The sequence below is a fragment of the Camelimonas abortus genome (assembly GCF_042432745.1).
Classification (GTDB): domain Bacteria; phylum Pseudomonadota; class Alphaproteobacteria; order Rhizobiales; family Beijerinckiaceae; genus Camelimonas; species Camelimonas abortus.
In genome coordinates this window covers 2,454,659-2,478,572 of sequence record NZ_JBHLWR010000006.1, presented here as the reverse complement: position 1 = coordinate 2,478,572, position 23,914 = coordinate 2,454,659, and the positions used below count along the sequence as shown (strand labels likewise).

General features: G+C 68.6%; 24 protein-coding genes. 13 read left to right on the top strand and 11 right to left on the bottom strand.

Annotated features, from left to right (window positions below; genetic code table 11):
• The first annotated feature begins 13 nt into the window (after positions 1-13).
• From ACFFJB_RS13020 to pnp, 6 genes are all read left to right on the top strand, one after another.
• On the top strand, positions 14-682 hold the full coding sequence (locus tag ACFFJB_RS13020; RefSeq protein WP_376831857.1) for an RNA-binding protein: 669 nt from the start codon (positions 14-16) through the stop codon (positions 680-682).
• 226 nt (positions 683-908) lie between these two features.
• Complete coding sequence (gene infB, locus ACFFJB_RS13015; RefSeq protein ID WP_376831855.1) at positions 909-3,632, top strand: translation initiation factor IF-2; 2,724 nt, start codon at positions 909-911, stop codon at positions 3,630-3,632.
• A 182-nt stretch (positions 3,633-3,814) separates the two neighbouring features.
• Positions 3,815-4,234 carry a 30S ribosome-binding factor RbfA gene (rbfA, locus tag ACFFJB_RS13010; RefSeq protein ID WP_376831853.1) on the top strand — a complete coding sequence of 140 codons (420 nt, stop codon included), beginning with the start codon at positions 3,815-3,817 and terminating at the stop codon, positions 4,232-4,234.
• A 69-nt stretch (positions 4,235-4,303) separates the two neighbouring features.
• Entirely contained in the window at positions 4,304-5,266 is a 963-nt protein-coding gene (gene truB, locus ACFFJB_RS13005) for a tRNA pseudouridine(55) synthase TruB (protein WP_376831852.1), read from the top strand.
• A 182-nt stretch (positions 5,267-5,448) separates the two neighbouring features.
• Positions 5,449-5,718 (top strand): 30S ribosomal protein S15, encoded by a 270-nt coding sequence (rpsO, locus tag ACFFJB_RS13000; RefSeq protein WP_376831850.1) that lies wholly within the window; start codon positions 5,449-5,451, stop codon positions 5,716-5,718.
• A 425-nt stretch (positions 5,719-6,143) separates the two neighbouring features.
• A complete protein-coding gene (gene pnp / locus ACFFJB_RS12995) occupies positions 6,144-8,279 on the top strand; it encodes a polyribonucleotide nucleotidyltransferase (protein ID WP_376831848.1) in 2,136 nt (711 codons plus the stop codon).
• Positions 8,280-8,363: 84 nt separating this feature from the next.
• Here pnp and ACFFJB_RS12990 read toward each other — a convergent pair whose 3' ends face one another.
• On the bottom strand, positions 8,364-9,074 hold the full coding sequence (locus ACFFJB_RS12990; RefSeq protein WP_376831846.1) for a HugZ family pyridoxamine 5'-phosphate oxidase: 711 nt from the start codon (positions 9,072-9,074) through the stop codon (positions 8,364-8,366).
• Positions 9,075-9,405: 331 nt separating this feature from the next.
• Between ACFFJB_RS12990 and ACFFJB_RS12985 the strand changes: the two genes are divergently transcribed.
• The 6 genes from ACFFJB_RS12985 to ACFFJB_RS12960 all read left to right on the top strand — a co-directional run bounded on the left by ACFFJB_RS12985 (position 9,406) and on the right by ACFFJB_RS12960 (position 15,338).
• Positions 9,406-10,104, top strand: a complete 699-nt coding sequence (locus tag ACFFJB_RS12985; protein WP_376831843.1) for a response regulator transcription factor — start codon at positions 9,406-9,408, stop codon at positions 10,102-10,104.
• A 183-nt stretch (positions 10,105-10,287) separates the two neighbouring features.
• On the top strand, positions 10,288-12,054 hold the full coding sequence (locus tag ACFFJB_RS12980) for a sensor histidine kinase (protein WP_376831841.1): 1,767 nt from the start codon (positions 10,288-10,290) through the stop codon (positions 12,052-12,054).
• Between the two features lie 37 nt (positions 12,055-12,091).
• Positions 12,092-12,571, top strand: a complete 480-nt coding sequence (locus tag ACFFJB_RS12975; protein WP_376831839.1) for an HPr kinase/phosphorylase — start codon at positions 12,092-12,094, stop codon at positions 12,569-12,571.
• Positions 12,572-12,720: 149 nt separating this feature from the next.
• Complete coding sequence (locus ACFFJB_RS12970) at positions 12,721-13,122, top strand: PTS sugar transporter subunit IIA (RefSeq protein WP_376831837.1); 402 nt, start codon at positions 12,721-12,723, stop codon at positions 13,120-13,122.
• 14 nt (positions 13,123-13,136) lie between these two features.
• Positions 13,137-13,442 carry an HPr family phosphocarrier protein gene (locus ACFFJB_RS12965; protein WP_376831835.1) on the top strand — a complete coding sequence of 102 codons (306 nt, stop codon included), beginning with the start codon at positions 13,137-13,139 and terminating at the stop codon, positions 13,440-13,442.
• A gap of 300 nt (positions 13,443-13,742) precedes the next feature.
• Complete coding sequence (locus tag ACFFJB_RS12960) at positions 13,743-15,338, top strand: phosphoenolpyruvate carboxykinase (RefSeq protein WP_376831833.1); 1,596 nt, start codon at positions 13,743-13,745, stop codon at positions 15,336-15,338.
• Between the two features lie 136 nt (positions 15,339-15,474).
• Here the strand turns inward: ACFFJB_RS12960 and ACFFJB_RS12955 are convergent, their stop codons facing one another.
• From ACFFJB_RS12955 to trpS, 4 genes are all read right to left on the bottom strand, one after another.
• A complete protein-coding gene (locus ACFFJB_RS12955) occupies positions 15,475-15,906 on the bottom strand; it encodes a GNAT family N-acetyltransferase (protein ID WP_376831831.1) in 432 nt (143 codons plus the stop codon).
• A gap of 121 nt (positions 15,907-16,027) precedes the next feature.
• Positions 16,028-16,708, bottom strand: coding sequence for a tRNA (adenosine(37)-N6)-threonylcarbamoyltransferase complex dimerization subunit type 1 TsaB (tsaB, locus tag ACFFJB_RS12950; protein ID WP_376831829.1), 681 nt, complete (start codon positions 16,706-16,708; stop codon positions 16,028-16,030).
• 24 nt (positions 16,709-16,732) lie between these two features.
• Positions 16,733-17,296: a NifU family protein gene (locus ACFFJB_RS12945; RefSeq protein WP_376831827.1), complete on the bottom strand. Its 564-nt coding sequence runs from the start codon at positions 17,294-17,296 to the stop codon at positions 16,733-16,735.
• Between the two features lie 151 nt (positions 17,297-17,447).
• Positions 17,448-18,488, bottom strand: a complete 1,041-nt coding sequence (gene trpS, locus ACFFJB_RS12940) for a tryptophan--tRNA ligase (RefSeq protein WP_376831825.1) — start codon at positions 18,486-18,488, stop codon at positions 17,448-17,450.
• Positions 18,489-18,809: 321 nt separating this feature from the next.
• Here trpS and ACFFJB_RS12935 point away from each other — a divergent pair, with 321 nt between their 5' ends.
• Positions 18,810-19,811 (top strand): adenosine kinase, encoded by a 1,002-nt coding sequence (locus ACFFJB_RS12935; RefSeq protein WP_376831823.1) that lies wholly within the window; start codon positions 18,810-18,812, stop codon positions 19,809-19,811.
• A 102-nt stretch (positions 19,812-19,913) separates the two neighbouring features.
• On the opposite strand, the gene coaA is transcribed toward ACFFJB_RS12935, so the two are convergent.
• Genes coaA through ACFFJB_RS12905 form a run of 6 tightly spaced genes read right to left on the bottom strand, consistent with a single transcriptional unit; the run spans position 19,914 to position 23,893 of the window.
• Positions 19,914-20,894, bottom strand: coding sequence for a type I pantothenate kinase (coaA, locus tag ACFFJB_RS12930; protein WP_376831821.1), 981 nt, complete (start codon positions 20,892-20,894; stop codon positions 19,914-19,916).
• Positions 20,895-20,934: 40 nt separating this feature from the next.
• Positions 20,935-21,255 carry a phosphoribosyl-ATP diphosphatase gene (locus ACFFJB_RS12925; protein ID WP_376831819.1) on the bottom strand — a complete coding sequence of 107 codons (321 nt, stop codon included), beginning with the start codon at positions 21,253-21,255 and terminating at the stop codon, positions 20,935-20,937.
• A 2-nt stretch (positions 21,256-21,257) separates the two neighbouring features.
• Positions 21,258-22,028 (bottom strand): imidazole glycerol phosphate synthase subunit HisF, encoded by a 771-nt coding sequence (gene hisF / locus ACFFJB_RS12920; RefSeq protein WP_376831817.1) that lies wholly within the window; start codon positions 22,026-22,028, stop codon positions 21,258-21,260.
• Between the two features lie 4 nt (positions 22,029-22,032).
• Positions 22,033-22,779 (bottom strand): 1-(5-phosphoribosyl)-5-[(5-phosphoribosylamino)methylideneamino]imidazole-4-carboxamide isomerase, encoded by a 747-nt coding sequence (gene hisA, locus ACFFJB_RS12915; RefSeq protein ID WP_376831815.1) that lies wholly within the window; start codon positions 22,777-22,779, stop codon positions 22,033-22,035.
• Positions 22,767-23,426: an imidazole glycerol phosphate synthase subunit HisH gene (gene hisH, locus ACFFJB_RS12910; protein ID WP_376832701.1), complete on the bottom strand. Its 660-nt coding sequence runs from the start codon at positions 23,424-23,426 to the stop codon at positions 22,767-22,769. Before hisH ends, hisA begins: the two co-directional genes overlap by 13 nt.
• The gene (locus tag ACFFJB_RS12905) at positions 23,417-23,893 is read right to left on the bottom strand and encodes a DUF2628 domain-containing protein (RefSeq protein ID WP_376831813.1); all 477 of its coding nucleotides are present in this window, start codon (positions 23,891-23,893) and stop codon (positions 23,417-23,419) included. Before ACFFJB_RS12905 ends, hisH begins: the two co-directional genes overlap by 10 nt.
• Between the last annotated feature and the right edge of the window lie 21 nt (positions 23,894-23,914).

Below are 23,914 nucleotides of genomic sequence, written 5' to 3'. Positions count from 1 at the left end.
TGGACGGATAGGCGTGGCGAAACGACCGGAAGACGACGAACAGGGCCCGCTTCGACTGTGCGTGGTGACGCGCGAGTCGGCGCCGCCGGAGCAGATGCTGCGCTTCGTGGCGGGGCCGGACGGCCAGATCGTGCCCGACATCCGGCGGAAACTGCCGGGTCGCGGCGTGTGGGTCCGGCTTTCCGCCGCACATGTGCGTGAAGCGGCCCGGCGTAACGCGTTCGCCCGCGCGCTCAGGCGAAAAATTGCGGTTTCCCCGGACATCGCCGACCAGGTGGAGGCTTTGCTGCGAAAAGACACATTGCAGGCGCTTTCATTCGCCAATAAGGCAGGTGAAGCGGTTACGGGCTTCCTCAAGGTTGAAAACGCGGTGCGCGGGGGACGCGCGGCCGTGGTGCTTCACGCCAGCGAAGCGGCTCCGGACGGCGTCCGGAAAATCGCCCAGGCGATTTATCGCCGCCAGATGACCGGCGGACCGGCGATTCAGGTCGTCGATGCGTTTGACTCGCGTGATTTGGGTTTGGCATTAGGGGGGGAACATGTGATACATGCTGCCCTGGAGGCTGGCCCGGCCACTGCAGGTTTTCTGAAGCGCTGGGCCAGGCTGGACGCGTATCGGGGATCGCCGGCGCAGGACGCGTCCGCCCCCGACGACCAGCCGGGCGAAACCGCGCCCGATTGATTGCAGCGTGATCCCCCCATCCCGCGCCAGGGCCTTGCGCCCGGGAGCACGGAGACCTTCCCGCCGGCGCCGGCCATCGCCGGCTTGAAGCGGATTTTCAGAAACTGTCGGTCGGTTCATGCTGAACCTGATGTCCGGCAGATTGACAGGCGCATGGAAGAACGCCATGCACCTGCACGAACCATATGCGGACCAGGCGATCCGGCGTACGAGCGGCAGGAACGGAATGAGCGATAGCAAGAACCCGGGCGACAAGACGAGCGGCGGCGGCCAGAACAAGACGCTGTCACTCAAGCGCCCGGTCGAGCATGGAACGGTAAGGCAGAGCTTCTCTCACGGCCGCAGCAAGTCTGTGGTGGTCGAGAAGGTGAAGCGCCGCGCCGTCTCCGGGGAGGCGAAGGAAGCGGCTCCGGCGGCCGCGTCGCGTCCTGCCGCGACGCGCCCTGCGGCGTCGCAGCCCGCCGCCGCCACGCCGCGGCGTCCCGCCGGCCAGCGCCAGACCGGCGTGGTGCTGCGCACCCTGACCGAGGAAGAGCGCGAGGCCCGCATCCGCGCCCTCGCCCTCGCCAAGGGGCGCGAGGAAGAAGAGCGCCGCAAGGCCGAAGAGGAGGAGCGCCGCCGTCAGGAGCGCGAGGCCGCCGAGCGCGCCGCCCGCGAGGCTGAGGAAGCCCGCCGCCGCGAGGAGGAAGAGCGTCGCAAGGCTGCGGAGGAGGCCGCGCGCAAGGCCGGCGCCCCGGAGACGGGCGCCGCCCCGCGCGAGGCCACGCCGCGCTATGAAACCGGCCCGGCGACGCCGACCGCCATCGTCGCGCGTCCGCGTCCCGCCGGTTCGCGGCCGCCTGTCCTGCTGTCGCCGCGTCCGCCGGCGGCGCCCAGGCAGCCTGAGCCCGCCAAACCTGAATCCGCTCCGGAAGCGCCGGCTGCGCGTCCCGCGCCGGCGGCTGCGCCCGCACGCACCGCCGCGATCGCCGATGACGACGCACCGCGCGGCCGCCGGCCCGGGCAGCGCCCGTCGGCTGCGCCCAAGCCGGGCAAGTCCGTCGCCGGCGAGGAGCGTCGCAGGGGACGGCTCACCATCAACACCGCGCACAACGCCGGCGAGGAGCGCACCCATTCGGTGGCCGCCTTCCGCCGCCGCATGCAGCGCATGAACCGCGGCTCGGCGAACGAGCAGAAGGAACGTCTGTCGCGCGAGGTCACTATTCCCGAGACCATCACCATCCAGGAGCTGGCCAACCGCATGTCGGAGCGCGCCGTTGACGTGATCCGCATGCTCATGCGCCAGGGCCAGATGCACAAGATCACCGACGTGATCGACGGCGACACCGCCCAGCTCATCGCGGAGGAGTTCGGTCACACCGTGCGCCGCGTCGCCGACGCCGATGTTGAGGAAGGCCTGTTCAGCGACGACGATCCGGATGAGACCAAGCTGCCGCGTCCGCCGGTGGTGACCATCATGGGCCACGTGGACCACGGCAAGACCTCGCTGCTTGACGCCCTGCGCAAAACCCGGGTTGTCGAGGGCGAGGCCGGCGGCATCACCCAGCACATCGGCGCCTACCAGGTGACCTCGCCGCTCGGCGGCAAGATCACCTTCATCGACACGCCCGGCCACGCCGCCTTCACCGCCATGCGCGCCCGCGGCGCCAGGGTGACGGACATCGTGGTGCTGGTGGTGGCCGCGGACGACGGCGTCATGCCGCAAACCATTGAGGCCATTGACCACGCTAGGGCCGCCGGCGTGCCGCTGATCGTGGCGATCAACAAGATCGACAAGCCCACGGCCGACCCGCAGCGCGTGCGCAACGAGCTGCTGCGCCACGGCGTGGTGGTGGAGTCCATGGGCGGCGAAACCCTCGAGTTCGAGGTGTCGGCCAAGACCGGCCTCAATCTCGACAAGCTGCTCGAGGGCCTGCAGCTGCAGGCGGAGATTCTCGACCTGCGCGCCAATCCGGACCGTTCGGCGGAAGGCAGCGTCATTGAGGCGAAGCTTGACCGCGGCCGCGGTCCGGTGGCCACGGTTCTGGTGGAGCGCGGCACGCTGCGCGTCGGCGACATCGTCGTCGCCGGCTGCGAATGGGGCCGCGTGCGCGCGCTGGTGGCTGACGACGGCCGGCAGCTGAAGGAGGCCGGACCGTCCGTGCCGGTCGAGGTGCTGGGCTTCAACGGCACGCCGGAGGCCGGCGACCGCGTCGCGGTGGTGGAGAATGAAGCCCGCGCCCGCGAGGTCACCGAGTTCCGCACCCGCCAGCGGCGCGAGAAGCTGGCCGCCCGCGGCGCCGCTTCCGGCCGCTCGCTCGCCGACATGATGCGCGACCTGCGCGAGGGCGGCGGCAAGAAGGAGCTGGCGCTCGTCATCAAGGGCGACGTGCACGGTTCGGTGGAGGCGATTCGCGCCTCGATCGAGAAGCTTGGCAACGACGAGGTGACGGCGCGCATCCTGCACGCCGGCGTCGGCGGCGTGACCGAGTCGGACGTCACCCTCGCCAGCGCCTCCAGGGCCACGGTGATGGGCTTCAACGTCCGCGCCAACAAGGAGGCCCGCGAGGCCGCCGAGCGCGCCGGCGTCGAGATCCGCTATTACAACGTCATCTACGACCTCATCGACGACGTGCGCGACGCCATGTCTGGCCTGCTCACGCCCACGCTGCGCGAGCACAAGCTCGGCGAGGCCGTGGTGCAGGAAGTCTTCGACGTGTCGAAGGTCGGCAAGGTGGCGGGCTGCCGCGTCTCGGAGGGCGTTGTGGAGCGCGGCGCGCATGTGCGCATCATCCGCGACAGCATCGTCATCCACGAGGGCAAGCTCAGCCAGCTCAAGCGCTTCAAGGACGACGTCAAGGAAGTCACCTCCGGCCAGGAGTGCGGCATGTCGTTCGAGCGTTTCGAAGACATGCGCAAGGGCGACGTGGTGGAGTGCTACCGCGTCGAGGAAATCCGCCGCACGCTCTGACCCTTGTGAGACCTAACATGGCGGCGGCGCGCTCCGGCGCGCCGCGCGCCGTTTTGAACGGACCGGTTCGCGCGTCCGGCAGGCTCCGGAGCGGGACGCAACAGCCTGCGACAGCCTGCGGCGCGCCGGACGTTCGCGCGCGGAGCCGCAGGCGCCGCGCCTATCCGGGAACATGATCCGACATGGCCAGACGCGCCGCCCCAACTGCCTCCGGTCCCTCGCAACGCCAGCTTCGCGTCGGCGAGCTGGTCCGCCATGCGCTCGCCGAGGTGCTCGCCCGCGGCGACATCCAGGACACGGCCCTCTCCGGCGGACTCATCACCGTGCCGGAAGTGCGCATGACGCCGGACCTGCGCCTTGCCACCTGTTACGTGATGCCGCTTGGCGGCCGTGACGAGAAGCCGGTGCTGGCGGCGCTGGAGCGCAACAGGAAGTTCCTCCGGCAGGAAGTGGCCCGCCGGATCAATCTCAAATTCGCTCCGGACCTGCGTTTCCGGCGCGACGAAACCTTTGACGAAGCGGCCCGCATCGAAAAGCTGATGAAGTCCGAGAAGGTGCAGGCCGACCTCCAGCGTCCGGCCGGAACCGGCCCGGACGACTGACCGGACCGCCTTCTTTCGCCGGCATGTCGCGACGGCTTCCCGCCGCGCGGCGCTCCAGATGGAAAGCTGATGACTGAAGAACCAGAAAGCAGGATCGTGGCTTCCGTGGCGCCGCGTCCAAGGAAACGGGACGTCAACGGCTGGGTGATCCTGGACAAGCCGGTGGGCATGACCTCGACGCACGCGGTGGCGGTGGTGAAGCGCCTGTTCCGCGCGCGCAAGGCTGGCCACGCCGGCACGCTCGATCCGCTCGCCTCCGGCGTGCTGCCCATCGCCCTCGGCGAGGCCACCAAGACGGTTCCCTATGTTATGGACGGCCGCAAGGCCTACGCCTTCACCGTCAAATGGGGCGAGGAAACCAATACCGATGACGGCGAGGGACACGTGACCGCCAGCTCGCCGGCCCGTCCCGGCGATGACGAGATCGTGGCGCTGCTGCCCCGGTTCACCGGATCCATCCTGCAGGTTCCGCCGAAGTTCTCCGCCATCAAGATCGACGGCGAGCGCGCCTATGACCGCGCCCGCGACGGCGAGGACGTGGAGCTGCAGCCCCGGGTCGTCACCATCGACGAACTGCGTCTGGTGCGGACCACGGAAGACCACGCCCTGTTCGAGGCGGAATGCGGCAAGGGCACCTATGTGCGCGCCATCGCCCGCGACCTCGGACGCGATCTTGGCTGCTATGGCCACGTCGCCGCCCTGCGCCGCACCATGGTCGGCCCCTTCGGGCTCGAGCATGCGGTGACGCTCCAGCAGCTCGAGGAAGCGGCCGCGGCGGCCGCCGACGGCCTGCCGGACGCCGCCCTGCAGCCGGTGGCGTCGGCCCTGCGCGAGCTGCCCGCCATCGCCGTCAACCGCTCGGACGCTGCGCGGCTGGCGCGCGGCCAGAGCGTGCTGCTGCGCGGCCACGACATTCCCCCGGCCGGCGAAACCGTCGCGGTGTTCTGCACCGGCCGGCTGGTGGCCCTGGCGGACGTTGAGGCGGGCGAACTGCACCCCCGGCGGATCTTCAATCCCGGTCAGGGGCGCTGACCCCGCCCTGCCGGTCCGGCGCCTTCCCTCCATGGGACTATAGCCAAGACGGCCGCTTTCGTGCATAAGCGCTCCAGTGCGAGGCATACGGCGCGCCTGGCGGCGTCGCCGCGCTTCGTGTTTTCCGACCCTGCTGGACGACATCCCGGCAGGGCCATCTCCAGCTGAAAGGGGACATCCCGATGTCGATTACTCCCGAGCGCAAGCAGCAGCTCATCAAGGAATACGCCACGTCGCCGGGCGACAGCGGTTCTCCGGAAGTGCAGATCGCGATCCTCACGGAGCGCATCATCAATCTGACGGAGCACTTCAAGACCCACGCGAAGGACAACCACTCCCGTCGTGGCCTGCTCAAGATGGTTTCGCAGCGTCGCAAGCTGCTTGACTATCTGAAGGGCAAGGATGAGGCTCGCTACCGGTCGCTGATCGAGCGTCTGGGCATCCGTCGCTAAGGCGCCGGAAGGTCCCGGCCGGAGACCGGCCGGGACCGCTGGCGGCGCAGGCCGCCGATCTGCCGTCGTGATCCGGCGCACGCGCCCGCGACGGCCCGGCCCGGACCATTCCGGGCGGCACGACAGTCCGGACGGGGACGTTTGCAAGAATTCCCCGTTGACCGGAGCAGATGAACCGGCGCGCCGGCGTCTGGCGAAGGGCCAGAGACGCTGCGGCGACGCCACCGGCGCAGGAGCGCCATGACACGGGATCAGCCGCAGGGGTGATCCGCACGGGGCCCGGGAGGCCCCAGGGTTCCGGCCTTGCCGGAGCAGGATAGCCGGATGCTCGCCGCGCGCATGGACGCGCCCCCGCCCGCGAGCCTCCCGCCGTCTTGCTCATGGCTTAGGGGTGGCCGGACCTCCTATCCATGGAAAGAGCGTACATGTTCGACATTCAACGCGAAGAGCTGATCTGGGCGGGACAGAAGCTGACCCTCGAGACCGGTCGCATCGCCCGCCAGGCCGACGGCGCCGTGCTCGCCACCTATGGCGAGACCACCGTGCTGGCCACCGCCGTCGCCGCCAGGGAGCCCAAGCCGGGCGTCGACTTCCTGCCTCTCACGGTGAACTACCAGGAGAAGGCGTTCGCCGCCGGCCGCATTCCCGGCGGCTATTTCAAGCGCGAAGGCCGGCCGAGCGAGAAGGAGACCCTGGTCTCCCGCCTGATCGACCGCCCCATCCGCCCGCTGTTCGCCGACGGCTGGCGCTGCGACACCCAGGTGATCGTCACCGTCCTGTCGCATGACCTGGAAAACGATCCGGACATTGTCTCGATGATCGCCGCCTCCGCGGCGCTCACGCTGTCCGGCGTGCCGTTCATGGGCCCGATCGGCGCCGCCCGCGTCGGTTACATCGACGGCCAGTACAAGCTGAACCCGACGCTTTCCGAGCGCGAATCGTCAGCGCTTGACCTGGTGGTCGCCGGCACCAGCGACGCCGTGCTGATGGTCGAGTCCGAGGCGCACGAGCTGTCGGAAGACGTGATGCTCGGCGCCGTGATGTTCGGTCACAAGCATTTCCAGCCGGTGATCGACGCCATTATCCGCCTCGCCGAGCGCGCCGCCCGCGAGCCGCGCGAGCTGGTGATCCCGGATACCTCCGAGATCGAGAAGGAGGTTCTGGCCATCGCCGAGGCGGATCTGCGCAAGGCGTACCAGATCACCGACAAGCAGGCGCGTTACGCCGCCGTGGACGCCGTGCGGACGAAGGTGTTCGAAACCCTGTTCCCGGAAGGTCAGGAGCCGCGCTTCTCCGAGGAGGCCGTCAAGGCGGTGTTCAAGGAGCTGCAGGCCAAGATCGTCCGCTGGAACATCCTCGACACCGGCGTGCGCATCGACGGCCGCGACGTGCGCACCGTGCGCCCGATCGTCTCCGAAGTGGGTTTCCTGCCGCGCACGCATGGCTCGGCGCTGTTCACCCGCGGCGAGACCCAGGCGATGGTGGTGGCCACGCTCGGCACCGCTGACGACGAGCAGTATGTGGACGCGCTGGAAGGCACCTACAAGGAAAACTTCCTGCTCCATTACAATTTCCCGCCCTATTCCGTGGGCGAGACCGGCCGTCTGGGCTCCCCCGGCCGTCGCGAAATCGGCCACGGCAAGCTGGCCTGGCGCGCGGTGCGCCCCGTGCTGCCGCCCAAGCACGAGTTCCCCTACACCATCCGCGTGGTATCGGAGATCACCGAGTCCAACGGGTCGTCGTCGATGGCCACGGTCTGCGGCTCGTCGCTGGCGCTGATGGACGCCGGCGTGCCGCTGCGCGCCCCGGTGGCGGGCATCGCCATGGGCCTCATCCTTGAGGGCGAGCGCTTCGCCGTGCTCTCCGACATCCTTGGCGACGAGGATCACCTCGGCGACATGGACTTCAAGGTGGCGGGCTCGGCCAGGGGCATCACCGCGCTGCAGATGGACATCAAGATCTCCGGCATCACCGAGGAGATCATGCGCGTGGCCCTGGCGCAGGCGAAGGCCGGCCGCGAGCACATCCTTGGCGAAATGGCCAAGGCGCTCAGCACCGCCCGCAGCGAGCTCGGCCAGTATGCGCCGCGCATCGAGACCATGAAGATCCCGCAGGACAAGATCCGCGAGGTCATTGGCTCGGGCGGCAAGGTCATCCGCGAGATCGTGGAGAAGACCGGCGCCAAGATCGACATCAGCGACGACGGCACCATCAAGATCGCCTCGTCCGACCCGAAATCGATCGAAGCGGCCATGAACTGGATCAAGTCCATCGCCGCAGAGCCGGAAGTGGGCGTCATCTACGAGGGCACGGTGGTGAAGACCACCGAGTTCGGCGCTTTCGTCAATTTCTTCGGCTCCAAGGACGGCCTCGTCCATATCTCACAACTGGCGCCGCAGCGCGTCGCGCGGGTCACGGACGTCGTGAAGGAAGGCCAGAAGGTCAAGGTGAAGCTGCTCGGCTTTGACGAGCGCGGCAAGGTCCGCCTGTCGATGCGCGCTGTCGACCAGGTCACCGGCGAGGACCTGGAGGCCAGGCAGAAGGCGGCCGAGGCCGGCTGAGCGGCGGTCTGGTCCGCTGACGGTTACGCCGCCCGGGGCATGCGCTCCGGGCGGTTTTTCTTTGGCGGCGCCAGCAGCCGCCGGTCAGCCGGCCCGGGCCTGCTGCGCCAGTTCCCGCAGCAGCGCGGCGAGCGCGCGCGCGTCATGAACGCGGCGGGGAAACGGCGCGCGCGCCACGCTGTCGCCAAGCCGCAGATCCATGCCTTCCGGATCGACGCCGGTCATGATCCACGGTCCCGGCCCGCGCCCGGCCAGTTTCACCGCGTAAAGCTCCACGGCGTCGGCGTGATCCGCGTTCATGTGGGCGAGGACGCGCTCTTCGCTGGCCACGAGATCCGCGGCGCCGTCCAGCGACGTCAGCAGCTCCGCCGGCTCCAGGGCGACGACGCGGCCGAATCCCGCCACCAGACGGACGCCCTGCGGAACGATACGGAAAAACCGGAAATCGCTGAAACCGGCGTACATCGCGGCGTCCGGATTCCGGGCGAGAAACCGGCGGCGCACGGCCGGGTCGCCGGCCGGCTCCATCCGGCCCGTTATGCTGATCCGCGGCGACGCCAGAGGATCGCCGCCGCCGACGCTGGCCAGCAGCAGCGAGACGCGGCTGTCCCGGTCGATATTGGCGGTGTGCCGCGCCAGCGACGACAGCAGCGTCACCGGCGCGCCGTCCGCCGCCGTGGCCAGGCTGACCAGCGAGGCGCAGGGAGCGCCGTCGGCCTCAAGGGTCGCCAGCGCGCCGTAGCGGGCCTCGCGCAGGAGCTTCTTCGCCTCGGCGATGGCGTCTGATTTCTTCACCGTCTCCCCCCGTTACGGGTCAATACGAACGTCGCTGGCCAGTTTCCTGGAAAAACGTTATGGTAGGGCTCCGTCTGCGAACGCATGTTCACCGGCGGCGGTCAGGCGCAGGCGGCGCCCCCCTGTCCGCCCTGCGGACGCCTGGCCGGCGCCACGACTGCCCGGCGCCACGACTGCCCGGCCCCACGACTGCCCGGCCCGGGACCTCCGCGCCGGCGGGTTCGCCGTCTGGACGCCTTGTTTCGGCCTTGTTGGAGCGCACAATCCGACCCACTTAAAGCAGCAGGTGGCCGGGGCGGCCATCGCGCGAATCCGGGAACAGCCATTCACAATGCCAACGATCGCTCTCGTTGATGACGACCGCAACATCCTGACCTCGGTTTCCATCGCCCTGGAATCCGAGGGATACCGGATCCAGACCTACACGGACGGCGCCTCGGCCCTGGACGGATTCAAGACCAATCCGCCGGATCTCGCCATCCTCGACATCAAGATGCCCCGGATGGACGGCATGGAGCTGCTCCGCCGGTTGCGGCAAAAGAGCGACCTCCCGGTGATCTTCCTCACCTCCAAGGATGAGGAGATCGACGAGCTGTTCGGGCTCAAGATGGGAGCCGACGACTTCATCCGCAAACCTTTCTCCCAGCGTCTGCTGGTGGAGCGGGTCAAGGCGGTGTTGCGCCGGGCCAGCCCGCGCGACCAGACCGCCATGCGCGACAGCGATTCCCGCGTGCTGGAGCGCGGCGCGCTGAAGATGGACCCCGAGCGCCACACCTGCACCTGGCGCGGCGAACCGGTGACGCTGACGGTGACGGAGTTCCTGATCCTGCAGGCGCTGGCGCAGCGCCCGGGCGTGGTGAAGAGCCGCAACGCCCTCATGGACGCCGCCTACGACGACCAGGTCTATGTTGACGACCGCACCATCGACAGCCACATCAAGCGGCTGCGCAAGAAGTTCAAGGCGGTGGACGAAAACTTCGAGATGATCGAAACGCTTTACGGCGTCGGCTACCGCTTCAAGGAAGTCTGACGGCCGGCTGGCGACAGGGCGCGGCGGCGGCAGGGAACGGCGGGGCGCCGGCGCGCGCCGCGCGGGGGCTGGCCCTGGACGGCGCGCGAGACAGGCGGGATGGCGGCGGCGCGGCTCCGCCGGCCCGGAAGGTAACTGATGGAAGACAGCTCCCGACACGGCCAGACCGCGCAGGCAGCCGGGATGGATGCTGACGACGCCGGCGAGGAGACGGGCGCCGAATCCCCGCTCTCCCTGCCGGCGTGCGCGCGCCAGTACGCGCGTCTCCTGCTCACCCGCATGTCGTCCAGCCTGACGCGGCGGATCGTGATGCTCAATCTCGCCGGCCTGGTGGTTCTGCTGGTCGGCTTTCTGTACCTCAACCAGTTCCGCGAAGGGCTTATCGAAGCACGGGTCCAGAGCCTGCTGACCCAGGGCGAAATCATCGCCGGCGCCATCGCCACCTCGGCCACCGTTGAAACCGACGCGGTCCAGATTGATCCCGACAAGCTGCTGCAGCTCCAGGCGGGGGAGAGCGCGGGGCCGCTCGACGAACCGCCCTCGCCGCTGGAGTTCTCCATCAATCCGGAGCGGGTGGCGCCGCTGCTGCGCCACCTGGTCACTCCGACCGGCACGCGGGCGCGGGTTTACGACCGTGAAGGCCAGCTGCTGATTGATTCGCAGTCCCATCTGGTGCGCGGCGACGTGCTGCGGCTCGATTTGCCGCCCATTCCCCGCGAGCCGCCCGGCTGGCTCGACAGGCTGTGGGAGAAGGTCCGCGGCTGGATGCGGCCGGCCGGCCTGCCCGCCGAGGTGCTCACCACCACCAACGGCCGCTCGCTGCCGGAAGTTGTCAGCGCCATGTCCGGCAAGCCCGCGTCGGTGGTGCGGGTGAACAGCAAGGGCGAGACCATCGTTTCGGTGGCGGTGCCGATCCAGCGCCTGAAGTCGGTGCGCGGCGTGCTGCTGCTTTCAACCCAGGGCGGCGACATCGACCAGATCATCGCCAAGGAGCGGCTTGGCCTGTTGCAGGTGTTCCTGATCGCCGCGCTGGTCATGGTGCTGCTGTCGTTCCTTCTTGCGGGGGCCATCGCCGGCCCGATCCGCCGGCTGGCGGAGGCGGCGGACCGGGTGCGCCGGGGCGTGCGCGCCCGCCAGAGCATTCCTGACTTCACCAGCCGCGCCGACGAAATCGGCCACCTCTCGGGGGCGCTGCGCGACATGACCACCGCGCTGTACAACCGGATCGACGCGATCGAGAGCTTCGCCGCCGACGTGGCGCATGAGCTCAAGAATCCGCTGACATCCCTGCGCAGCGCCGTCGAGACCCTGCCGCTGGCGAAAACCGATGAATCACGGGGCCGCCTGCTGGAGATCATCCAGCACGACGTGAAGCGCCTCGACCGCCTGATCAGCGACATCTCCGACGCGTCGCGCCTTGACGCCGAACTGTCGCGCGAGGACTCTGAGCCGGTGGACGTGGCCGGACTGGTTGAGGGCGTGGCCAGCATCGCCAATGAGGTCCGCCGCGACGGCCAGGCTCCGATCGAACTGTTCGTGGAGCCGCATCCGCTTGGACGGGACGCCTTCATGGTGATGGGACACGGCGGCCGGCTGGGACAGGTGATCAACAACCTGGTGGACAACGCCCGTTCGTTTTCGCCGGAGGGCGCGACCGTACGCATCTATCTGCGCCGGCTTCGCCATGACGTGGAGGTCCGGGTTGAGGACGACGGCCCCGGCATTCCGGAACACGCCCTGGAGCGAATCTTCGAGCGTTTCTATACCGACCGCCCGCACGGCTTTGGCCAGAACTCCGGCCTCGGCCTGTCGATCTCGCGCCAGATCGTCTCCGCCCACAAGGGCTCGATCACAGCGCGCAACCGGCGCGCGCCGGCGGCCGGAGACGTGGAAGGCAAGGTGCTGGGCGCAACCTTTGTGGTCAGGCTCCCGGCGCTGGTCGCCCAGTGAGCGGCGCGCGCCGGCGTGACCAGCCTGTGGAGGCATGATGAACCCTCCCGCCGCCAGCCAGCCGCCCCCCCCGGTGGAAAAAGCGGTCGCGATCCACGCCACATGCATCGTCGTGGGCGAATGCGGCGTCCTGTTTCTGGGAGAAAGCGGCGCGGGCAAGACAAGCCTGGCGCTGGAGGTTCTGGAGGCCTGCGCCGCCGCAGGCCGCTTCGCGCGACTGGTCGCCGACGACCGCACGCTGCTGCGCGTCGCGGGCGGCCGGATACTGGCGGGGCCCCACCCGGCCATCGCCGGCCGTCACGAGCTGCGCGGCGCCGGCGTCCGGCAGGCGGCCCATGAGCCTCTGGCGCGGCTGCGGCTCGTGGTGCGCTGCCAGCAGGCTCCTGCGCCCCGCTACCCTGAAGCGCAGGAGCCGTGGACGTTTCAGGGCGTCGCCCTTCCGGCCGTCGTCGCCGGCGGCGCGGAACGGCGCAGCCGGCTCGTTCTGGCCGCGATTGAGGACATCATCAACGCGTGATCGTGCTACAGTAGGGGAGCCGTCGGGCATCTGGGCGAAAAGTCGCATCCCGCTTGCAAGGACGGCCGCTATGCTCAAAATATTCTCTCCTCTGGAGACTCCAGCGGCCCCTCAGGCACCGGGGACTGGCGTCGCAAATGGGAATCTAAATGATCGGTCTTGTGCTTGTGACGCACGGGTGTCTGGCCACCGAGTTTCGCTCCGCCCTGGAGCATGTCGTCGGTCCCCAGGAGCAGGTGGAAACCATCACCATCGGGCCGGAAGACGACATGGATACGCGACGCCAGGACATTCTGGACGCCGTACGACGCGTTGACACCGGTAGCGGCGTGGTCGTCCTCACCGACATGTTCGGCGGCACGCCGTCAAATCTGGCGATTTCCTGCATGGCCGACAGCCAAGTTGAAGTCATCGCCGGCATCAACCTTCCCATGCTGATCAAGCTGGCCAGCGTCCGCGAGGACACGCCGCTGGCCGACGCCGTGCTGCAGGCCCAGGAAGCAGGTCGCAAGTACATTAACGTCGCCAGTCGCGTGCTGGCGGGCAAATAAGAAGGGCGTGAGCGTTGCAACCGGACAAGGAGACCGCCCTGCCCGACGGCGTCCTTTCGCGCGAGCTGCCCATCATCAACCGCAAGGGCCTGCATGCGCGCGCTTCGGCAAAATTCGTCCAGACCGTCGAGCGCTTTGACGCGGACGTGACGGTGTCGCGCTGCGGCGAAACCGTCGGCGGACGGTCCATCATGGGTCTGCTGACCCTGGCCGCCGCAAGGGGAACCACCGTCACGGTCACTGCCTGCGGGCCGGACGCCGCCGCAGCGCTTGACGCCATCGAAGAGCTGCTGGCCAGCCGTTTTGGCGAGGAGGAGTAACCGCCCCCGCCGGGCGGCCTGACGCAGCGGACGGGGCGCAGCATTCAGCCCCGCAGCAACGCTGGATATTTGACCTTATTTTGTGCAACTTGACTAAATTTTCAGCCGCGACCGGTGGCGGCGAGACAAATTGACAGCCTGGGCCGCGGAGCAATCACTGCCAATTGCAATTGCCGTCCTTTGGCGCGTAGAAAGCGCGTCAGAGTTCTGTCATGAGAACCCAGCCTATCGATTGTCGAGGCCGTCCATGGCTGCTGCAGCCCACTGAACGGCCCTGCCGGAGGACGTTTCGTGGAAAACGTGGGCGTATTCAACAGTGCGTATGACGCCGGCTCGACCGGTTTCCGCAACCTGAAACGGGTTTACTGGAACCTTGAAGCGCCGCTGCTCTATGAAGAGGCCCTCGCCCGCGGCGAGGCGAAGCTCGTGCGCGGCGGCTCCATCGTGGCGGAAACCGGCGTGCACACGGGTCGCTCGCCCAAGGACAAGTTCATCGTCCGCGACGCCAACACCGAAAACACGGTCTGGTGGGACAACAACGGCGCCATCACCCCGGCGCAGTTCGACACCCTGTTCGCGGACTTCATCGCCCATGCCGAGGGCAAGGACCTGTTCGTCCAGGACCTCTATGGCGGCGCCGACCCCGCCCACCGCGTGCGGGCGCGCGTGTACACCGAGTTCGCCTGGCACTCGCTGTTCATCCGCAACCTGCTGATCCGCCCGGATCGCAGCGAGGTCCCCTCTTACGTTCCGGAGATGACGATCATCGACCTGCCGTCGTTCCGGGCTGATCCGGCCCGTCATGGCGTGCGCTCGGAGACCGTCATCGCGCTCGACCTCACCCGCAAGATCGTGCTCATCGGCGGCACCAGCTACGCCGGCGAGATGAAAAAGTCGGTCTTCACCTACCTGAACTACGTGCTGCCGACCGTGGGCGTGATGCCGATGCACTGCTCGGCCAACGCCGGCCCCGAGGGCGACGTGGCCATCTTCTTCGGCCTCTCCGGCACCGGCAAGACCACGCTGTCCGCCGACCCGAAGCGCACGCTGATCGGCGACGACGAGCACGGCTGGGCGCCGACCGGCGTGTTCAATTTCGAGGGCGGCTGCTACGCCAAGACCGTGCGCCTCTCCCGCGAGGCCGAGCCCGAGATTTACGCCACCACCGAGCGCTTCGGCACCGTGCTCGAAAACGTGGTCGTGGATCCGCTGACCCGCGAGCCTGACTTCGACGACACGTCGAAGACCGAAAACACCCGCTGCGCCTATCCGCTGGACTTCATCCCGAACGCCTCGTCCACCGGCCGCGCGGGCATTCCGAAGAACATCATCATGCTGACGGCGGACGCGTTCGGCGTGATGCCGCCGATCGCCCGCATGACCCCGGCCCAGGCCATGTATCACTTCCTGTCCGGCTACACCGCCAAGGTCGCCGGCACGGAGAAGGGCGTGACCGAGCCCCAGGCGACGTTCTCCACCTGCTTCGGCGCTCCGTTCATGCCGCGCCATCCGTCCGAGTACGGCAACCTGCTGCGCGAGCTGATCGCGAAGTATGGCGTGACCTGCTGGCTGGTGAACACCGGCTGGACCGGCGGCAAGTACGGCGAGGGTCACCGCATGCCGATCCGCGTCACCCGCACCTTGCTCGGCGCGGCCCTCGACGGCTCGCTGAACAAGGTCGCGTTCCGCAAGGATCCCAATTTCGGCTTCGAGGTGCCGGTGTCGGTTCCGGGCATCGAGGACAGCATCCTCGACCCGGTCCAGACCTGGGCCGACAAGGCCGCCTTCGCCGCCACCGCGGAGCGGCTGGTGAAGATGTTCCACGACAACTTCCGCACCTTCGAGGCGCATGTGGACGCCGAGATCCTCGCCGCGGCTCCGGGCGCGGACAAGTAAGCCGGACGCAGGGCGCGCGGCGGCCCCCGTCGCGCGCCGCAGGGTCTGCCGCCTGCGGGCTCCGCGGGAGGCGAAAGAAAAAGCCCGGGCCTTGCCGCCCGGGCTTCGTCGTTGCAGGCCTGCGCGCCCGACGCCGTCACTGCGCGTCGATGTCCGGCAGGGCCAGGCTCATCAGAATGGCGTTCAGGCGTTCGCCCGCCGGGCCAGCGTAATAACCCTTGCGCTCGCCCACTGTCTCAAAGCCAAAGCGTTCATAAAGGCGGCGGGCGGGCGCATTCCCCTCCTCCACCTCCAGATGCACCGTGCGGACGCCGCGCCGGCGCAACCCCTGCAGGTGCGCCGCCAGCAGCGGCGCGGAGAGGCCGCGGCCGCGCCAGCGCGGCGCAAGGGCGATGGTGAGCACCTCCGCCTCGTCGAGCACGCAGCGGCTGAGCGCAAAGCCTGCGGGACTGTCGCTGGCGCCGGGCGGGAACAGGCCGTCGGCCTGCACCATGTCGTCGCGCATCATGGCGGCCATGGTGTCCTCGTCCCAGCCGCGGGCGAAGCTGGCGGCGTGAATCGCCGCCATTACGGGCGCGCAGGAGGGCCGCAAGGGCCCGACGGCGACATCGCCAGCATCAGGACGCCAGGACCGCCAGAAACTGCTCAGAAGGCTTCCTGACGCCATTCTCCGCCCCCTCCCCGACGCGCTACCGCAACGCCAGCGCGCCGTCCTGCGGCTTTGCGTCCGGAGCCCGCAGGTAATACGGCTTCGGCAGGGCCGTGGCCGGATCGGCGACGGCGCCGAGGCGCGCCACCCAGAGCGGATCCGGATAAAGGGAGTTTTCCGCCACGACGGCGTTCACGCCGACCGACCAGGCCTCACTGGCGAGCAGGCCGGCGCCTGATCCGGAGATGACGAGGTTTCCGGAGCCAAGCAGACGGGCGGCGTCACGCACCGACGCCAGACGGGCCGGCACCACCACGCGGCCGCCAGGCGCCACCGCCTGCACGAACACCTGGCCGTGGCGGGCGTCAATGGCGGCGACCGCCACCCTGTCTCCCGCTGTCGCCACGACAGGGCCAAGCAGCGCCGACAGGCTGGTGACGCCAACGACGGGAACCTTCAGGGCGAGGCCAATGGCGCGGGCGGCGGCGATGCCGATGCGCAGGCCGGTGAAACTGCCCGGCCCGACCGTCACCGCCACACGGTCAATGGCGCCGAAGCCGCCCGGCGCGCGGGCGATCACCCGCTCCAGCAGCGGCGCGAGCGCTTCGGCGTGCCCGCGCTCCATCGGCATGATCTCACAGGAAAGGGCCTCCGCCGCTCCCCTGTCGGCGACGCATGCCGAACAGGCGCCGAGCGTGGTGTCAATCGCCAGTACCCGCACCCCTGACTCTCCTGTCCGCCACTGTCAGACAGCTTCGACCGCCTGAACGTCCGGCAGGAAGTGCCGGAACAGGTTCTGAATGCCATGACGCAGCGTCGCGGTCGAGGACGGGCAACCGGAGCACGCGCCCTTCATGGCGAGATATACGGTGCCGTCCCGGTAGCCGACGAAGGTGATGTCGCCGCCGTCGGCCGCCACCGCCGGGCGCACGCGCGTCTCCAGCAGGTCCTTGATTGTCTCGACGACGCCGGCGTCGGCCTCGTCATAGAACTCCTCGCCCGTCGCAGCGGCGGCGGCCGCGCCTGGATCGGTCACCACCGGAGCCCCGGACTGGAAGTGCTCCATGATGGCGCCGAGCAGGGCGGGCTTCAGGTGGATCCATTCCCCCGCCGACTTGGTGACGGTGATGAAGTCGGCGCCAAGAAACACGGCGGCGACGCCTTCGACGGCGAAAAGCCGCTCGGCCAGCGGCGAGACGGCGGCGTCCTCCCGGCTGCGGAAATCGAGGACGCCCTCGGCCATCACGGTGCGGCCGGGCAGAAACTTGAGCGTGGCCGGATTCGGCGTCGCTTCGGTCTGGATGAACATGGCGATGCTCCTTACGCGCCGGTTCAAGGCCGGCGGCAGGTGAAAGCGACGGTGCGCCGCCCCGCGGGGACAACGCAGCGGATACGCCGACAATATGGCGACCGCCCGCCCGCTAAGCAACGCGGCCAGACGCGCCCTTTTCTGCGCCGGCTTATCTTGCGCGGATGAAGCCGAGGATGTCCTTGACGTCCTTCATCGTCTGCTCGGCGATGGCGCGGGCCCGGTTGGCGCCGTCCACCAGCACGGAGTCAATATAGGCCTCGTCGGCCATCAGGCGGCGCATTTCCGCGCCGATCGGACCGAGTCGGGCCACCGACAGGTCCACCAGCGCCGACTTGAACGCCGAGAACTGGGCGCCGCCGAATTCGGCCAGCACCTCGGCCTTGGTGCGCCCGGCCAGCGCCGCGTATATGCCGACGAGATTGTCGGCCTCCGGCCGGTCGGCGAGCCCCGCCTCCTCGGAGGGCAGCGGCAGCGGGTCGGTCTTGGCCTTGCGCACCTTTTGCGCGATGGCGTCGGCGCTGTCCGTGAGATTGATGCGCGAATAGTCGGACGGATCCGACTTCGACATCTTGCGCGAGCCGTCGCGCAGGCTCATGACGCGGCGCGCCGGTCCCTGGATCAGCGCCTCCGGCAGCGGGAAGTAAGCCTCGCCGAAGCCGTTCGCCTCGATGCTTTCGCGATAGTCGTTGTTGAACTTCTGCGCGATGTCGCGGGTCAGCTCGAGGTGCTGCTTCTGGTCGTCGCCCACCGGCACGTGCGTGGCGCGGTAAACGAGAATGTCGGCGGCCATCAGGTCCGGATAGGTGAAGAGGCCGACGGACGCGTTTTCCCGGTCCTTGCCCGCCTTCTCCTTGAACTGCGTCATGCGGTTCAGCCAGCCCATGCGGGCGACGCAGTTAAAAACCCAGGCGAGCTCGGCGTGGGCGGACACCTGGCTCTGGTTAAAGACAATGTGGCGCCTGGGATCGATGCCCGCGGCGAGAAACGCCGCGGTGACCTCGCGGATCTGGCGCGTCAGTTCGGCGGGCTTCTGCGGCACGGTGATCGCATGCAGGTCCACGACGCAATAGATGCATTCGTAGCGTTCCTGCAGCTCCACGAAACGCTGGATGGCTCCCAGATAATTGCCCAGGTGCAGATTACCCGTGGGCTGCACGCCCGAAAACACGCGCTGGCTGAACGTCGCCATACTGCTTCACCATCACCGTGGTTGCCACTGCGGCGGTTTCCGGTCGCCCCTGAGGCTGGCGACGCCTGAAATCACCGTGCCTTCACCGCCAGACGCAATGGCCCATTGCGCCGCTGGCTGGCGTTATGGCCCCCCTTGCGCCGGCGCGCAAGCAATACCGCGGGCAAATACGGCGTCCGCCAGGCGTAGCGCCCGCCCGGCCTTGCAAATTAGGCGCTTGCGGTTCGCCGCCGGCGCCGTCTATGTGAGCTCCGGCGCGTTCCGCCTCAGGCCCGAGCGGCCGGGAACCGCGATAACCGGCGAAACGACCCGAGGGGCGACATGGCTGAACGGCGATACGACGTGCTTGGCATCGGCAACGCGCTCGTGGACATTCTGGCGCGTACCGACGAGGCCTTCCTGCTGGCGCATGGCGTCGCCAAGGGCAGCATGCAGCTGGTGGACGAACGACAGGCCGACGCGCTTTACGCCGCCATCGGCGCCACCACCACAGTCTCCGGCGGCTCCGCCGCCAACACCATCGCCGGCGTCGCCGCGCTCGGCGGCCGCGGCGCGCTGATCGCGCGCGTGCGCGACGACGCCCTTGGCGCGACTTTCGCCCATGACCTGCGCGCGCTCGGCGTCGCCTTTTCGCCTGCCCCCGCCGCCAGCGGTCCGGGCACCGGCCGCTGCATCGTGCTGGTGACGCCCGACGGCGAGCGCAGCATGAGCACCTATCTCGGCGCCGGCCAGGATCTCGCCCCCGATGACCTCGACGAGGCGATGATCGCCGCCGCGCATATCGTTTATCTGGAAGGCTATCTGTGGGATCCGCCGCAGGCGAAGGCGGCGTTCCTGAAAGCGGCGGAGATCGCCCACGCCAATGGCGGCCGGGTCGCCATCACCCTGTCCGACGCGTTCTGCGTCGACCGCTACCGGGCGGAGTTCAACGAGCTGATCGACCGCGGGACCGTCGACATCGTTTTCGCCAACGAAAGCGAGATCAGGTGCCTGTACGAAACCTCGTCCTTCGACACGGCGGTGGACCAGCTGGCGCAGCGGGCGGTTCTGGGCGTGGTGACGCGCTCGGAGCAGGGCTGCGTCGTGCTTGACCGGGGCGACCGCGTCTACGCGCCGGCCGAACCGGTCTGCAAGCTGGTGGACACCACCGGCGCCGGCGACCTGTTCGCAGCCGGCTTCCTGTTCGGCCTGGCGCAGAACCGGCCGCTGGAGGTCTGCGCGCGTCTGGGCGCCATCGCCGCCGCCGAGGTCATCCAGCACATGGGCGCCCGGCCCCAGTCAGACCTGCGCCAGCTGGTGATCCAGTCCGGTCTGGCGCTCTGAAGCCGCGCCCGTCAGCGCCCGACCGTCAAAACGCCAGCGGCGCCGGAACCACCGGCGCCGCTGGCGTTCTGGCTGGCGTATCTCCCCGCCCGGCCGCGCGTCTCAGAGCCGGCGCAGGGAGACGACCTCCACCTGGTGGCTCGGCCCCTTGCGCAGCACCAGACTGGCCCGCCGGCGGGTGGGCAGCACGTTCTCGCGCAGGTTGCGCAGGTTGATGCGGCTCCACAGACGCTCGGCCATCTGCAGCGCCTCGGCCTCGCTCACGCTGGCGTATTTGCGGAAATAGGACTGGGGATCGCGGAAGGCCGTTTCGCGCAGGCGCATGAAGCGCGACACGTACCACTCGTGCAGCAGGTCTTCGTCGGCGTCGAGATAAACCGAGAAGTCGAAGAAATCCGAGACGAACGGAATGTCCCGCCCGTCCCTGGGAAGACGCGCCGGCTGCAGGACGTTCAGCCCCTCGAGGATGAGAATGTCCGGCTGGTCGACGATGATCTGTTCGCCAGGAACAACGTCATAGACGAGGTGCGAGTAAACCGGCGCGGCGACATTGCGCTTGCCGGCCTTGATGTCCGACAGGAAGCGCAGCAGCTTCTGGGTGTCGTAACTTTCCGGGAAGCCCTTGCGCTCCATCAGGCCCTGGCGCTCCAGCTCCGCGTTGGGATACAGGAAGCCGTCAGTGGTGACGAGATCCACCTTGGGGGTGTTGGGCCAGCGCGCCAGCAGCGCCTGCAGGATGCGGGCGGTGGTGGACTTGCCCACCGCCACCGAGCCGGCGATGCCGATGATATACGGGGTCTTCGTCTCCTGCTCGGCCATGAGGAAGCGCTGCGTCGCCTTGAACAGCCCCTGGGTGGCGGCGACGTAAAGCGACAGCAGGCGCGAAAGCGGCAGATAGATCTCGATCACCTCTTCGAGCGAGACCGGATCGTTCAGCGACTGGAGCCTGACGACCTCCTCGCCCGTCAGTGTCAGCGGCGTATCGGCGCGCAGGCGCGCCCACTCCGCCCGGGTGAACTCCCGGAACGGCGATACGGGCCGTTCGTCCTCGCTGGTCGGCTGCGTCTGTCGTGTTGCCGTCATGATTGGATCCGTATTCCTCCCCCGCCTCGCAACGCGCCGGCTATTTGGGACGGGAGGCCTTTTCCTGCAGGCCGGACTGCGCCGTGCGGCGCTGCAATTCGTCCATGACGGCGCTCACCGGAACGCCGGCGCCGCGCAGGACCACAAGCAGGTGATAGACAACGTCGGCCGCCTCCGCGGTCAGATGGACCGCATCTCCGGAAACCGCCGCGAGCGCGGCTTCCACGGCCTCCTCGCCCAGCTTCTTGGCGGCTTTCATGGGGCCGCCGGCAAGCAGGCTGGCGGTGTAGGACTCCTTCGGGCCGGCTTCAGCCCGCGCGGCGATGATCTGCTCCAGGTCCTGCAGGGTGAAAGCGCCCATGGTCACAGCCTCACCGGTATGCCGGCCGCGGCCATGTGGGCCTTGGCCTGCGCCACGCTGTACGCGCCGAAATGAAAGATGGAGGCCGCCAGCACGGCGCTGGCGCCGCCCTCCAGCACGCCCGCCACAAGATCATCCAGCGTGCCGACGCCGCCGGAAGCGATGACAGGGGCCTTCACCGCGCTGGAAATCGCCTTCATCAGCTCCAGATCGTAGCCCGAACGGGTGCCGTCACGGTCCATGGAGGTGACCAGCAGCTCGCCGGCGCCCAGGGACACGACCTCCTGGGCGAAAGCGATTGCGTCAATGCCCGTCGGCCGGCGCCCGCCATGGGTGAAAATCTCCCAGCGCGGCGGCGCGCCTTCCGGCGAAACGCGTCTGGCGTCGATGGCCACCACGATGCACTGGTCGCCAAAGCGCTCGGCGGCCTCGCGCACGAACTGGCGGTTGTTCACCGCCGCGGTGTTGATCGACACCTTGTCGGCGCCGGCCAGCAGCAGCCGGCGGATGTCCTCGACCGTGCGGACGCCGCCGCCGACCGTCAGCGGCGTAAAGCAGACGGCGGCGGTGCGCTGGACGACGTCGAGCAGGGTGCTGCGGTCCTCATGGCTCGCCGTAATGTCCAGGAAGCACAGCTCGTCGGCGCCGGCCGCGTCATAGGCGCGCGCCGCTTCAACCGGATCGCCCGCGTCGACGAGATCGACGAACTGCACGCCCTTGACGACGCGGCCGTCCTTCACGTCCAGGCACGGGATTATGCGAACTTTCAGCATGGGCTCAGCACCTCGCCGCGGCCAGCAACGCAAGTGCCTCAGCGGGATCAAGGCGTCCGTCATACAGCGCCCGGCCCGAAATCGCCCCTTCCAGAATCGCGCAGTCGGGTTGCGCCAGACGCCGGACGTCCTCGATCGACGCAAGGCCGCCGGAGGCGATCACCGGAATCGACACCGCCCGGGCGAGCGCCAGCGTTGACTCAATGTTGAGGCCGCCCATCGCTCCGTCGCGGCTGATGTCGGTGAAGATGATGGCGGCGACGCCCGCGTCCTCAAACTTCCTGCCGAGCTCCACGGCGCCGATTTCGGACAGGCTGGCCCAGCCTTCCACCGCCACCTTGCCGTCGCGGGCGTCGATGCCTACGGCGATGCGGCCTGGAAACGCCCGCGCCGCCTCGCGCACGAACTGCGGATTGCGAACGGCGGCCGTGCCGATGATCACGCGCGAGACGCCCCGCGACAGCCAGCCCTCCACGGTGCGCATGTCGCGGATGCCGCCGCCCAGCTGCACGGACGTGTCCGGCACGCTGGCCAGAATGGCTTCGACCGCCCGGGCGTTGACCGGATGACCGGCGAAAGCGCCGTCGAGGTCGACGATATGAAGCCACGAGAACCCCTGGGCGCGGAAGGTCTTCGCCTGCGCCGCCGGATCGTCGTTGAACACTGTCGCCCTGTTCATGTCCCCATGGACAAGCCGGACACACTGACCTTCCTTAAGGTCAATCGCAGGGAACAGGATCACGGTCGCCACCTGATGAAGTTGGACAGGAGCGCAAGGCCGAACGCCTGGCTCTTTTCGGGGTGAAACTGGCTGCCGGCGATGTTGTCGCGCGCCACGAAAGCGGTGATGGGGCCGCCATAATCCGTCGTCGCCACAAGATCCTCGGGGTTGGCGGGCGTGAGGGCGTAAGAGTGGACGAAATAGGCGTCGCGGGGGCCGGAACCATTCAGCAGGCTGTCCAGCAGCGGATGCGGACGCGCCTGGGTAAGCGTGTTCCAGCCCATATGGGGAATCTTGAGCGACGGATCGGACGGCCGGATCGGCGCCACGTCGCCGCTGATCCAGTCCAGCCCGTCAGTGACTTCATATTCGAGGCCGCGGGTCGCCAGCAGCTGCATGCCGACGCACACGCCGAAGAACGGCCGCCCGCGCGTTTTCACCACCTCGGTGAGGGCGTCCAGCAGGCCGTCCACCGCGTCGAGGCCGCGCCGGCACTCGGCGAAAGCGCCCACGCCGGGCAGCACCACGCGATCTGCAGCGCGCACCACGTCCGGATCGGAGGTCACGCGCACCTGCACGGACTGGCCTGCGGACGCCGCCGCCGCTTCCAGCGCCTTGTGAACCGAATGCAGGTTGCCTGAGCCATAATCAATGACGACGACCGAGCTCAACGGGATACCTCCGGCTCAGGAAAAAGACCGACAATGTCCGCTCCGGACCGCGTCGTCAGGGTGACGCGAACCTTTTCTTCTGTTGCGCCGGCGGCGAACCGCCGGAGCAACGCGCCTTCCGCTTCATCGCGCGTCCGCGCGACCTGAACGTCCGCCAGACGGAACCCGCGCCGCGCCAGCGCGCGCCCCTGGATCTCCCCGGCTTCGAGCCCGGCGAACATATGGATGACCGCCAGCCCGCTCGCCAGATACAGCGGCGGCATGCCGGACCAGCCCGCGAACCCCAGCCAGGCGCCGTCCGCGACAATGGCGCCAAGCGCCGCCAGCCAGCATCGCCGCCACAGGAACCACAGCGGCGGCGCGATGAACGCCGGCCAGCTGAAGCCGTCCCGGACGACGACGGCGCGTTCGGCCTGCGCCTTGCGGTCAGGCGCGCCTGCGACAGCCGGAACATGGAGCAGATATGCGCGCATGGTTCAGTCGCCTCGGTTCGC